Origin of the sequence: Chitinophaga agrisoli, assembly GCF_008386695.1 — a bacterium.
Lineage (GTDB): Bacteria > Bacteroidota > Bacteroidia > Chitinophagales > Chitinophagaceae > Chitinophaga > Chitinophaga agrisoli.
In genome coordinates, this window is the sequence record NZ_VUOC01000004.1 from 2,985,216 (window position 1) to 2,998,116 (window position 12,901).

Consider the following 12,901-nt stretch of genomic DNA (forward strand, 5'->3'; position numbering starts at 1 on the left):
AAAGGCCCTAACCATACACAGAATTTGGAAGTAAAAAAAGATATACTCTGGCGTGTTTACCTGTGCTTTATCGGCATGGTGCTGTTTGGTTTGGTAATACTGGCTAAGGTGTTCATCCTGCAAAATGTAGACGGCAACTACTGGCGCAGCATGGCCGATAGCCTGCATACCAGCTATGTATCCCTGGATGCTGAAAGAGGTACCATTTATTCGGAGGAAGGGCGCATGCTCTCTACCTCCATCCCGTATTTTGATGTAAGGATCGATTTTGCAGCCGATGGCCTGCGCGATAAAAACGGACAGATATTCAAGGAGAACCTGGATTCCCTGTCAGACGCCCTCTCCACCCTGTTTGGCGACCGCACCGCGGGCGAATACAAACAGCTGCTGCGGGAAGGCTATAAAAGTAAGGACCGTTACTTTCTGCTGAAACGTAATGTGCCTTTTAACCAGTTCCAGCAAATACGCAATTTCCCCATGTTCCGCCTGGGCGCCAACAAAGGGGGAATGATAGCGGAAACCAGGAACAAACGCATTAATCCCTTTAAGCTGCTGGCCAACAGGACCATCGGCCTCTCCAGGGAGAATGCGCAGAATGTAGGATTAGAACGTACCTACGATAGTTACCTGAAAGGGGTAACCGGTAAAAGGCTGATGCGCCGTATAGCTGGCGGCACCTATGTACCCGTAGAAGGATATGATATTGAGCCGGAGAACGGCCGCGACGTACACACCACAATAGACGTGAATATGCAGGATATAGTGGAAACCGCCCTGATGAACATGATGGTGGAGAACGAAGCGGAGCACGGCGCCTGCGTACTCATGGAGGTAAAGACCGGCAAGATCAAAGCGATTGCAAACCTGGGCCGGCAGCCGGATGGCAGCTACTGGGAGAACATGAACTACGCCTTGCAGGTAGGTGAACCGGGATCCACCTTTAAACTGGCCACCGTGATCGCCGTGCTGGAAGATAAGTACACTACCATGAACGGCATGGTAGACCTGAATTACGGCCGCTGGCAGGTTGGGCGCAGAACGGTATACGACTCCGAACCGCACCACCGTACCAATGTGACCATTAAACAGGCCTTTGAGCTGAGCTCTAATGTGGGGATGGCCAAACTGGCCTATCAATATTACAGTAAACAGCCCAACAGCTTTGTAGCGCACCTGAAGAGACTGCAGCTGGATAAACGTACCAGCATCGATATTGAAGGGGAAGGACAGCCGGTGATAAAGACCACCGCTTCCAAAACCTGGAGCGCTACTACCCTGCCCTGGATGGCTTTTGGATATGAAGTGCTCATCAGCCCGTTGCAGACCTGCATGCTGTATAACGCAGTAGCGAACAACGGTAAAATGATGAAGCCCTACCTGGTGAACAACATCATGGAATACGGCGAAGTAGTGAAACAGTTTGAGCCCGTGACCGTGATGGACAGCATCTGCTCCCAGAGCACGCTGCGCCAGGTGAAGCGGATGCTGGAAGGCGTAGTCCTGGAAGGCACCGCAAAAAAACTGTATACCCCCTATTACTCCTTTGCAGGCAAAACCGGCACCGCGCTGGTAGCCAATGGTAAAAGGGGTTATGCAGACAAGATCTACCAATCCTCATTTGCCGGTTATTTTCCGGCCAATGATCCGCAGTATACCTGCGTGGTGGTGATCAAGAACAAACCGCATGCACCGCGGTTTTACGGCGCTTCTGTAGCAGGCCCGGTGTTCCGCGAAGTAGCGGATAAACTGTACGCCATCGCCATAGAAAAACAACAGCCGCTGAAAACCCGGGTGAAGATAGATTCCCTGCTGGGCCTCAAAAACGGCAAAGGCACGGAACTGAAACAGATCCTCACCACCCTGAAACTGCCCTGGGAAGGCGACGTAACCAGCACCAACTGGGTAAGCGCCACCGTAAACGAGCAGCAAAAGGTAGAGCTGGATCCTGTGAAACAGGTAAAAGGCGCAGTACCGGATGTAACGGGCATGGGGTTGAAGGATGCGCTGTACCTGCTGGAAAACGCCGGCCTGCGGGTAGAGATCAGGGGCGCGGGCAAGGTAACCTCCCAATCCATACCCGGTGGTACAAGGATCGCGAGGGATCAGAAGATCGTAATAGAATTGAGCTAATGCAAGTGTTAAGAGATATACTATACAATGTTGGCATGCTGGCCGTTCACGGAAATAATGATATTTCTGTGAACGCTCTACGCATTGACTCCCGGGCCGTACAGCCGGGCGATGCTTTTATTGCCGTAAGGGGCGTGCATACAGATGGGCATAGCTACATTGCCAAAGCCATTGAGTCCGGCGCTACCGCCGTGATCTGCGAAACCCTGCCGGACGAACTGCCGGAACAGGTATGTTTTGTACAGGTAAACGACAGCACTGCCGCCTGCGGTATTATGGCAGATAATTTCTACAAACACCCCTCCCGCGAGCTGCAGCTGGTGGGCGTTACCGGTACCAATGGTAAAACCACCATTGCTACCCTGCTGTTCCGCCTGTTTACCCAGCTGGGGTATAAATGCGGGCTGCTCTCCACCGTACAGAACCAGATAGGCGATACCATCGTACCTGCCACTCATACCACGCCGGACGCCATTAGCCTGAACGCGCTGCTGGCGGATATGGTAAAACAGGATTGCGACTATGCCTTTATGGAAGTGAGCTCCCACGCCATCCACCAGCAACGGATAGCGGGGTTGAAGTTTGCCGGCGGCATCTTCAGCAATATCACCCATGACCACCTGGATTATCACAAGACCTTTGATGAGTACATACGGGTAAAGAAAGCCTTCTTTGACGGGCTGCCCAATACCGCGTTTGCCCTGACCAATATTGACGATAAGCGCGGCAATGTAATGCTCCAGAACACCAAAGCCCGTAAAGCCACCTATAGCCTGCGCAGTATGGCGGACTTTAAAGGCAAGATCCTGGAGAACAATCTTACAGGCCTGATCATGCAGGTAGCCGAACAGGAAGTGCATTTCCGCCTGATCGGCGAGTTCAACGCCTATAACCTGCTGGCTGTGTATGGCGCCGGCATCCTGCTGGACCAGGATAAACAAAAGCTGTTGCAGGCGCTCAGTAACCTGCAGGGCGCAGAAGGCCGGTTTGATTATGTGCTGAGCGACCGCCAGCGTATCATGGGTATTATAGACTATGCCCATACGCCGGATGCCCTGCTGAATGTGCTGGCCACTATCAAAAACCTGCGCAAAGGCAATGAACAGGTGATCACCGTAGTAGGCTGTGGCGGTGACCGCGACCGGGCCAAACGTCCGGTAATGGCGCAGGCGGCCACAGAACACAGCGACCGGGTGATCTTTACTTCTGATAACCCGCGTTCCGAAGACCCGGCAGACATCATCCATGAAATGGAAGCCGGCGTACCGGTACACCAGCGTAAAAAGGTGCTGTCGATCGTGGACCGTAAAGAAGCTATCAAAACCGCCATGAGCCTGGCCAACCCGGAAGATATTATCCTGGTGGCCGGTAAAGGGCACGAGAAATATCAAGAAATCAAAGGGGTAAAACATCCCTTCGACGATAAAAGTGTGCTGCTGGAAATGATGCGGCTCATGGAGAAGTAAACCTTACGGGTTTATACATACCATGGCCAGACCCATGTTAAATGCTGAATGAACGAGGACTAACTAACTTATGCTATATTATTTATTTAACTACCTGAAAAGCGAATTCAATCTCAGCGGCACCGGGATGTTCCAGTACATCACCTTCCGCGTGACCATGGCGCTGCTGTTATCCCTGGTGATATCGCTGCTGCTGGGTAAGCGTATTGTGCGCTACCTGCAGCGCAAACAGATTGGCGAGGTGATCCGCGAATTAGGCTTACAGGGAGAGAACACGAAAAAAGGCACGCCTACCATGGGCGGGTTGATCATACTATCCGCTATCCTGATCCCTACCCTGCTGTTTGCCCGGGTAATGAACGTATACATCCTGCTGATACTGCTGTGCACCATCTGGCTGGGTATCATCGGTTTTGTGGATGACTATATCAAGGTATTCAAAAAGAATAAGGAAGGACTGGCCGGTAAATTCAAGGTGCTGGGCCAGGTAGGCCTGGGCCTGATCGTAGGCACTACCCTTTATTTTAACGATAACGTGGTGATCTCCCGCGAGATCATTGGCGCTAAACCGCTGGCGCCCTATGAAAGGGTGATCAAGGAAACAGAACGTACCACCAAGGACGGGCACCGTTTTGTGGATGTAAAAACGCCTATCACCACCATTCCCTTTGTAAAAACGCACGAGTTCAATTACTCCAAGCTGTTATCCTGGATACCGGGCGCGGAGAAATTCACTTATATCCTTTATATACTGATCGTGATCATCATTATCACGGCAGTATCTAACGGCGCCAACCTCACGGATGGTCTGGATGGATTAGCCACGGGGGTATCGGCGGTCATAGGCATCTGTTTAGGCGTGTTTGCCTATGTATCTGGTAACATACAGTTTGCGGAGTACCTGAATATCATGTACATCCCCAATCTGGGCGAGCTGTCCATCTTTATTGCCGCCTTTGTAGGAGCCTGTGTAGGTTTCCTCTGGTACAATGTATACCCCGCGCAGGTGTTCATGGGCGATACGGGCAGTCTGGCGCTGGGCGGTATTATTGCCTCCCTGGCCATCATCGTGCGTAAGGAGCTGCTGATCCCCATCTTCTGCGGCGTGTTCCTGGTAGAGAACCTGAGCGTGGTGATACAGGTGAGCTACTTTAAGTATACCAAAAAGAAGTATGGCGAAGGCCGCCGCATCTTTAAGATGTCGCCCCTGCACCATCACTACCAGAAACTGGGATATCATGAAAGTAAAATAGCGGTGCGCTTCTGGATCGTAGCCATTATGTGCGCTGTATTCGCCATCGCTACCTTGAAAATGAGATAAGCATTGAGAACGAACATTACATATGACGCATTAGCTCCGGCTGCCAGCGCAGGCGGATTTCCCGTCAAACGCAGCCTGGTAGTACTGGGCGCCGGCGAAAGCGGGATAGGCGCGGCCTTGCTGGCAAAACAGCAGGGGTACGATGTGTTTGTGTCTGACGGGGGTGTGATCAAAGACATTTACCGGCAGGAGCTGGCCGTAAATAATATTTCCTTTGAAGAAGGCCACCACTCCTGGGATAAGATCCTGGGCGCAGACGAGATCGTAAAAAGCCCTGGCATCCCGGAAAAATCAGACCTGATGAAGAAGGTGCGGGAAAAGCAAGTACCGGTGATCTCTGAGATCGAACTGGCCTACCGGTTCAGCAAGGACGCCAGGATCATTGCCATTACCGGCAGCAACGGTAAAAGCACTACCACCGCCCTTACCTACCACATCTTTAAAACGGCCGGTCTTAATGCCGCTATGGTGGGCAACATCGGCATCAGTTATGCCCGGCAGGTAGCTACAGCGCCGGCGGAGTATTACATCATTGAGGTAAGCAGTTTTCAGCTGGACGATATTACAAGCTTCAAACCGGATGTAGCCATCCTGTTGAACATAACGCCGGATCACCTGGACCGTTATGATTACAAGATGGAAAACTATGTGGCTTCCAAGTTCCGGATCGCGATGAACCAGACAAAAGAGGATTATTTCATCTACTGCATGGACGATCCGGAGATCATGAGCCATTTAAGCAAGCAAACTATTTATTCAACATCAATACCATTTACTATCATGGAACCATTGAAGAAAGAAGGCGGATTTATAGCAAACGATCAGTTGAATATCCAATTAAATGATGATCCGGTGATTGTGTCGATCTATGACCTTGCCCTTAAAGGCAAACATAACTTATATAACTCAATGGCAGCGGGAATAGCGGGAAAGACCATGGACATACGGAAAGAGAAGATACGCGAAAGCCTCACCTCTTTCAAAAGCCTGGAGCACCGGATGGAGTATGTGACCACCGTGCGCGGCGTAGACTTTATCAATGACAGCAAAGCTACCAATGTAAACTCCCTGTGGTTTGCGCTGGAAAGTATGGAGCAGCCGGTGATCCTGATCATGGGCGGCGTAGATAAAGGCAATGATTATACCGCCATCCAGGACCTGGTAAAGGAAAAAGTAAAAGGCATTGTTTGTCTGGGCGTGGATAACCAGCCTATACAGGATGCGCTGACCGCCTTTACGCCCAACATGGTGAATACCAGCGCCATGAAAGACGCCGTACAGGAAGCCTTTAAACTGGCCACTAAAGGAGATGTGGTATTGCTCTCCCCTGCCTGCGCCAGCTTTGACCTGTTTAAGAATTATGAAGACAGGGGCAAGCAGTTTAAGGAAGCCGTGCGGGAACTGTGATAATGTGCAGATATGCTGATATGCTGATGTGCAAACGAAATGCGGCGATGAATCAGCATTATGATCAAACATGAATTATGAGTGACTTTCTATATAGGACCAAAGGTGACAAAGTGATATGGACGATCGTGATCTTCCTGTCAGTGGTGAGCTTATTAGCGGTGTATAGCGCTACGGGGTCGCTTGCCTATAGGGAAAGGGGCGGCCATACGGAGTATTACCTGCTGAAACAGCTGATGGTATTGGTACTGGGCTTGCTGATCATCTACTTTGCCCACCGGGTGAATTACACTATCTATTCCCGGGTGGCGCAGATTGGGTTCCTGATCTCCATACCCCTGCTGGTATACACGCTGGCGTTTGGTTCCCATATAAATGAGGCCAGCCGCTGGATAAGGCTGCCTATCATCAACCTTACGTTCCAGACATCGGATGTGGCCAAACTGGCCATCTTCATGTATGTAAGCCGGCAGCTGTCCAAGAAACAGCACGTGATCAACGATCTGAAGAAGGGGTTCCTGCCCATTATTATACCGGTAGGCGTTATCTGTGTGCTGATCATGCCGGCCAATATGAGTACGGCCCTGCTGCTGGGCGCCAGCTGTATGATCCTGTGTTTTATTGGCCGTGTGCCGGTGAAATTCCTGGTCTCTATGGTGGTCCTGAGCCTGGCTACGATACTGCTGATCATTATGTTAGCGCAGATCTTTGGATTCAAGATGCGTACGGAAACCTGGGGCAAAAGGATCGAGCATTTCTTCAATAAGGATGATGCAGAAACGCCTTACCAGGTGCAGCAGGCTAATATCGCCATTGCCGGCGGAGGCTTGCTGGGCAAGGGTCCGGGCAATAGCACGCAGCGGAATTTTCTGCCGCACGCTTATTCTGACTATATATTCGCAACAATTATAGAAGAGTATGGTATCTTTGGCGCCTTTTTGATCCTGACGGCATACATGATCCTGCTGTTGCGATGTATCCGCATCTACCGGAAATGCCCCTACGCATTTGGCGCATTCCTGGCGGTGGGGCTCAGCGTAACACTGGTCATACAGGCCCTGACCAATATGGCGGTAAACGTGGGCGTGTTCCCGGTTACCGGCGTTACGCTGCCCATGGTAAGTATGGGCGGCTCTTCTGTGATCTTTACCAGTCTTGCCATTGGTATTATACTAAGCGTGGCCCGTAACGTGGAAGAGATGGAAGGTAAACAGGCAGAAAAGGAAAGGATCGCAAAAGCCATGGCGGCGGGTGAATATTATGGTGATGAGGAGGAAGAGGAAGAAGAGGAGGAATAATGTGCTGATGTGCAAATATGCTAATGTGCTAATGTGCTAATGAAAATGCAGCGGATGATAGGGTAATGTGATGATTGAAAATATAATAGCAGCGCATGCAAACAACGATAGGTTTTAATTTTTTACTTATAATTTTTTACTTCAATGCAGCATAAAGTGATCATAGCAGGTGGCGGTACCGGAGGACATATCTTCCCGGCGATAGCCATTGCCAATGCGTTGAAGAAGATAGCGCCGGAGATCGAGATCCTGTTTGTGGGAGCCAGGGGTAAGATGGAGATGGAGAAGGTGCCGCAAGCGGGATATAAGATAGAGGGACTGGATATTGCGGCCTTTAACCGCAGCAATATGCTCAAAAACCTGACGCTGCCTTTTAAGATCATCAAAAGTTTAAATCAGGCAAGCAGTATAATCAAACGCTTCCAACCCAATGCAGTGGTTGGCGTTGGTGGTTACGCCAGCTTCCCTATGTTGTGGAAAGCGCAACGTAAAGGCATCCCCACCCTGATACAGGAGCAGAATTCCTTTGCGGGCAAAGCCAACAAGCAATTGGGCCGGCGGGCCAACAGGATCTGTGTGGCTTATGATGGCATGGAAAAGTTTTTCCCCTCCGATAAGCTGATCCTTACCGGTAACCCGGTAAGAAGCAGTATCACACAATCTGCGGTGACCCGCCAGGAAGCGTTGATGCATTTTGGCCTGCAGGACGGAAAGAAAACGGTATTTGCCTTTGGGGGCAGCCTGGGGGCTAAATCCATCAGCGAAGCCCTGCGTAATATACTGCCGCAGTTCGTGGAAAAGGATGTGCAGCTGATCTGGCAAACCGGCAAGCTGTATCATGATACCGCCAAAGCCGCTGCCGTTCCTTATGCTTCGCATGTGAAGGTGTTTGATTTCATCAACCTGATGGACTTTGCCTACAAAGCCTCAGATGTGGTGATCTCCCGCGCGGGCGCCATGACCATTGCGGAAGAATGCCTGGTAAAGAAGCCGGTGATCTTTGTGCCCTACCCTTATGCGGCAGAAGACCACCAGACCTTTAACGCACAGGCCCTGGTAAGTAAAAAAGCCGGCCTGCTGATCAAAGACAGCGAAGTAGGTAAAGAGCTGGGCACTACCCTCTTTAGCCTGCTGCAGAATAAAGCGCTTATTGACCAGCTGGAGCAGAATATAGAGAAGCTGGGCAATAGCAATGCGGATATGGTGATAGCGAAGGAAGTGGTGAAACTGATGGGTTGATGTGCAAATGTGCAGATTGGCAGATGGAGGCAGATGGCAGTTTTTAATTTTTACTTTTTGACTTTTTACTTGGGAAAATGGATCTGAACAACATACAAAGGGTTTATTTCATTGGGATTGGCGGCATAGGCATGAGCGCTATTGCCCGGTATTTTAATGAAAATGGTGTAACGGTGAGCGGTTACGACCGCACCTCCACTGTGCTCACCCGTCAGCTGGAAGCAGAAGGTATGCAGATCCATTACACGGACGATATAAACCTGCTAGACCCGCAGGCCAGCCTGGTGGTGTATACGCCGGCCATTCCCGCCCTGCACACAGAGCTGAAATGGTACCGCGAAAAAGGATATGAAGTGGTAAAACGCAGCGATGTGCTGCAGGAGATCACCCGCGAGCTGTTTGCCATTACGGTGGCCGGCACCCATGGAAAAACTACCATCTCCACCATGATAGCGCATATCCTGCGGCACAGCGGTTATGGATGTAATGCCTTCCTGGGTGGCATCAGCGTAAACTACGACCGTAATTTCTGGAGCAGCGATAAACGTGTGGCAGTGATAGAGGCAGATGAATATGACCGCTCTTTCCTGAAATTAAGCCCGGATATAGCCGTGCTGACCGCCATGGACCCGGACCACCTGGATATTTACGGCACAGAGCAGGACATGCAGGAGGCCTTTATCCAGTACACAAAGAATATTAAGCCTAACGGCACGTTAATAGCGAGAGAGGGCCTGCAACGCGCGGCAGACCTGCAGGGCAGCAATCAGCTCACTTACAGCCTGCAAAGTTTTACCGCCAACGCGTATGCTGCTAATATCCGCATACAACAGGGTGGTTACCAGTACGATGTAGTGCAGCAGAACTGGCGCCTGGATAATGTAACGCTGCCTATTGGCGGCCTGCATAATATAGAGAACAGCGTGGCCGCCATTACCGTGGCGCAGCTGCTGGGCATCAGCGAGGAGGCCATCAAAGCAGCTGTGGCAGATTTTAAAGGCATACGCCGCCGGTTCGAATATGTGATCAACAATGATTACCAGGTGTTTATAGATGACTATGCGCATCACCCGGAAGAGCTGCGCGCGCTGATCAGCAGCGCCCGTAACCTGTTCCCGGATAAACAGTGCACCGTAGTATTTCAGCCGCACCTGTATAGCCGCACCCGCGATCTGGCGGATGGGTTTGCGGAAAGCCTGGCCCTGGCAGATGAGGTGATCCTGCTGCCTATTTACCCGGCCCGCGAGCTGCCCATTGAAGGGGTGACCAGCGAGCTGATAGCCGGCAAGATCAAGGATAAGCCCGTGCGGATCCTGCAGCAGGAAGAAGTGCTGGACTGGCTCAAGGGCAACAGCGCCCCTCTCTTCATCACCGCCGGCGCAGGCGATATAGACCTGATGAAGGAACCTGCCAGGACCATCCTGGAAGGAAAGAAAGTAACAACAGCAGAATAAAACACTGAAAGACAGTCCGCAGGGCTACTTTCAGCTATTGATAACAGATTAAAAACAAGGACAGTGCAGCCACGTACCCGCAAAGCATTAAAACGTATGGGAACCGCGATTTTGTGGATGGCGGTACTGACGGGCTTTGTGATACTGGTGGTATCTGCCTCCAATTTTAAGGAGACAGCCCCCTGCAACGGCATCGTGGTAAAACTATCCGGCAGCGATGATAATTTCTTCATTGGAGAAAAAGATATCAAAGCGCTGATAGCCAGGAACAAGGACCTGAACCCCATAGGCAAGCCAGTAAGCGCCATCAATATGGCCGGCCTGGAGCAGATGGTGGCGCAGGATCCCTGGGTTAAGCAGGCAGACCTGTTCATTGATAACCAGCACCGTTTGAACATTAAGGTAACACAGCGGGAACCGGTGGCACGGGTATTTACCGTTACCGGCAACAGCTTTTACCTGGATGCAGACCGTGATCGTATACCGGTATCCGAGCGTTATACCGCCCGGGTGCCGGTATTTACAGGGTTTCCTACAGACGCGCCGCAGCTGCAGCAGGCAGATAGTGCGCTGACTGCCGGGATCGTGGATCTGAGCCGTTACGTACTGAGCGATCCTTTCTGGATGGCGCAGGTAGAACAGGTGAACATCACCGGCGACCGTAAGTTCGAGATCACGCCCAAACTGGGTGATCATATCATAGACTTTGGAGAAGGCGTAGATATAGAGAAGAAGTTTGGCAAGCTGATGGCCTTTTACAAAGAGGGTTTGAGCCGGGTAGGCTGGAACAACTATACCCGCATTAACGTGGCGTTTGAAAATGAGGTAGTATGTACCCGTAAAGATGGTACTCCCCCGCCAAAACCCATTCCACCGCATATTGACAGTGTGGATGTGGATATGGCGGGAACAGGCGATACAGCAGTAGTGGCTAATCCCGCAAAGGAAACGCCTTCCCATACTGATAAAAGAACGGAAAAGCCGGCGGCGAAACCGGCTCCGAAAAAAGACGTAAAGCCTGTAGCAAAGAAACAAACAGCAAAACCGCAGGACAAAAAACCGCAACGGACACCGAAGGCGGTTTATAAACCAGCGGAAAGATCAGTAAACACAACAAAAAAACATAGAACGCCATGAATCAGGAAGCTCCCATCATTGTAGGCCTTGATATAGGAACTACGAAGATCGCTGCCATTGCAGGACGGAAGAATGAATACGGGAAACTGGAAATCCTGGGATTCGGTAAAGCCCCATCTTTTGGTGTACAGCACGGCATGGTGCTGAACATCGACCAAACTATCAAGGCCATACGGCAGGCGCTGGAAAACTGTATCGCCTCTAATCCCAACCTGGAGATAAACGAGGTATACGTAGGCATTGCCGGTCATCATATAAAAAGTTTGCAGACCCGCGGAGACATTGTACGTAGCGATACGGACGCTGAGATCTCCCAGAAAGACATTGAACAGCTGATCAACGATCAGTACAAAACGGTGATACCCGCCAGTGACCAGATCATTGACGTGATACCGCAGCAATACATTGTGGACAGCCTGCAGAACATCACCTACCCTATTGGGATGTCTGGCGTGAAGGTGGGCGCTAATTTCCACATCATTACGGGTGACAAAAACGCCATCCGGAACATTAACCGCAGCGTGGAAAAATCCGGCCTGCGCATCCATGACCTGGTGCTGCAGCCCCTGGCTTCTGCCGCCGCCGTTATGTGCGATCTGGATTTTGAAGCCGGCGTGGCCATCGTAGATATAGGCGGTGGTACCACGGACCTGGCGGTGTTTTACGAAGGCATCCTGAAACATACGGCGGTGATCCCTTATGGCGGGGAGAACATCACGAATGATATCAAGAATGGCCTGGGCGTACTGAAAACACAGGCGGAACAAATGAAGGTGCAGTTTGGTTATGCCCTGGCGGATGAAGCCAAGAGCAATGCCTACATCACCATCCCCGGCCTGCGCGGACAGAACCCCAAGGAGATCTCCGTAAAGAACCTGGCGCATATCATACAGGCGCGTATGAGCGAGATCCTGGACTTTGTGGTGTACCACCTGAAACAGATAGGGATGGACAGCAAGATGCTGAACGGCGGTATTATCCTTACCGGCGGAGGCTCCCAGCTGAAACACCTGATCCAGCTTACGGAATATACCACCGGCGTAAATGCCCGTATCGGTTACCCGAACGAGCACCTGGCCAGCGGGCATATTGACGAACTGACCAAACCCATGTACGCCACCTGCGTAGGCCTGATCCTGAAGGGATACAATGATTACGAGAACGACCGCAGGGCGCTGGAAGAGAAATATGTAAAGATCAATACCAGCTTCCTGGCGAAAGAGAAAGCGGCGGCACAACAGGCCGCAGACTGGGTGCAGGAGGAAGAAGAGGAGCAGCAGCCGGATCCGGCCGCCGTACAGCAAAGGAAAGCGCAGGAAAGAAACGCATCTTTGAAAACATTCCTGGACAGGATGAAGACAAAGATCATAGATATGTTTACGGAAGAAGAAGATGCGAAACTATAAGTGGCGCGTTTATTGCGGCCTTTAATACTTTTTATTCTTTAAA

9 protein-coding genes are annotated in these 12,901 nt (G+C 51.0%); all 9 read left to right on the plus strand.

The window, feature by feature from the left end; translation table 11 throughout:
* Window positions 1-24: 24 nt before the first annotated feature.
* The 9 genes from F0L74_RS30880 (at window position 25) to ftsA (ending at window position 12,858) form a co-directional block, all read left to right on the plus strand.
* Window positions 25-2,130, plus strand: a complete 2,106-nt coding sequence (locus tag F0L74_RS30880) for a penicillin-binding protein (protein ID WP_149841735.1) — start codon at window positions 25-27, stop codon at window positions 2,128-2,130.
* Complete coding sequence (locus F0L74_RS30885; protein WP_149841736.1) at window positions 2,130-3,596, plus strand: UDP-N-acetylmuramoyl-L-alanyl-D-glutamate--2,6-diaminopimelate ligase; 1,467 nt, start codon at window positions 2,130-2,132, stop codon at window positions 3,594-3,596. Before F0L74_RS30880 ends, F0L74_RS30885 begins: the two co-directional genes overlap by 1 nt.
* Before the next feature lie 70 nt (window positions 3,597-3,666).
* A complete protein-coding gene (mraY, locus tag F0L74_RS30890) occupies window positions 3,667-4,917 on the plus strand; it encodes a phospho-N-acetylmuramoyl-pentapeptide-transferase (protein WP_149841737.1) in 1,251 nt (416 codons plus the stop codon).
* A 3-nt stretch (window positions 4,918-4,920) separates the two neighbouring features.
* Window positions 4,921-6,324: a UDP-N-acetylmuramoyl-L-alanine--D-glutamate ligase gene (murD, locus tag F0L74_RS30895; protein ID WP_246197873.1), complete on the plus strand. Its 1,404-nt coding sequence runs from the start codon at window positions 4,921-4,923 to the stop codon at window positions 6,322-6,324.
* Between the two features lie 77 nt (window positions 6,325-6,401).
* On the plus strand, window positions 6,402-7,622 hold the full coding sequence (locus tag F0L74_RS30900; RefSeq protein WP_149841738.1) for an FtsW/RodA/SpoVE family cell cycle protein: 1,221 nt from the start codon (window positions 6,402-6,404) through the stop codon (window positions 7,620-7,622).
* A 144-nt stretch (window positions 7,623-7,766) separates the two neighbouring features.
* Window positions 7,767-8,861 carry an undecaprenyldiphospho-muramoylpentapeptide beta-N-acetylglucosaminyltransferase gene (gene murG, locus F0L74_RS30905; RefSeq protein WP_149841739.1) on the plus strand — a complete coding sequence of 365 codons (1,095 nt, stop codon included), beginning with the start codon at window positions 7,767-7,769 and terminating at the stop codon, window positions 8,859-8,861.
* 77 nt (window positions 8,862-8,938) lie between these two features.
* On the plus strand, window positions 8,939-10,315 hold the full coding sequence (murC, locus tag F0L74_RS30910) for a UDP-N-acetylmuramate--L-alanine ligase (RefSeq protein WP_149841740.1): 1,377 nt from the start codon (window positions 8,939-8,941) through the stop codon (window positions 10,313-10,315).
* Window positions 10,316-10,411: 96 nt separating this feature from the next.
* Window positions 10,412-11,452 carry a cell division protein FtsQ/DivIB gene (locus F0L74_RS30915; RefSeq protein WP_149841741.1) on the plus strand — a complete coding sequence of 347 codons (1,041 nt, stop codon included), beginning with the start codon at window positions 10,412-10,414 and terminating at the stop codon, window positions 11,450-11,452.
* Window positions 11,449-12,858 (plus strand): cell division protein FtsA, encoded by a 1,410-nt coding sequence (gene ftsA, locus F0L74_RS30920; RefSeq protein ID WP_149841742.1) that lies wholly within the window; start codon window positions 11,449-11,451, stop codon window positions 12,856-12,858. The genes F0L74_RS30915 and ftsA overlap by 4 nt, the downstream gene beginning before the upstream one ends.
* Window positions 12,859-12,901: the final 43 nt, after the last annotated feature.

Bases quoted from the DNA above. Each gene is read 5' to 3' on its own strand.
- F0L74_RS30885 (WP_149841736.1), top strand. From the start codon at position 2,130: ATGCAAGTGTTAAGAGATATACTATACAATGTTGGCATGCTGGCCGTT.
- murC (WP_149841740.1), top strand. From the start codon at position 8,939: ATGGATCTGAACAACATACAAAGGGTTTATTTCATTGGGATTGGCGGC.
- F0L74_RS30900 (WP_149841738.1), top strand. From the start codon at position 6,402: ATGAGTGACTTTCTATATAGGACCAAAGGTGACAAAGTGATATGGACG.
- murG (WP_149841739.1), top strand. From the start codon at position 7,767: ATGCAGCATAAAGTGATCATAGCAGGTGGCGGTACCGGAGGACATATC.
- F0L74_RS30915 (WP_149841741.1), top strand. From the start codon at position 10,412: ATGGGAACCGCGATTTTGTGGATGGCGGTACTGACGGGCTTTGTGATA.
- mraY (WP_149841737.1), top strand. From the start codon at position 3,667: ATGCTATATTATTTATTTAACTACCTGAAAAGCGAATTCAATCTCAGC.
- ftsA (WP_149841742.1), top strand. From the start codon at position 11,449: ATGAATCAGGAAGCTCCCATCATTGTAGGCCTTGATATAGGAACTACG.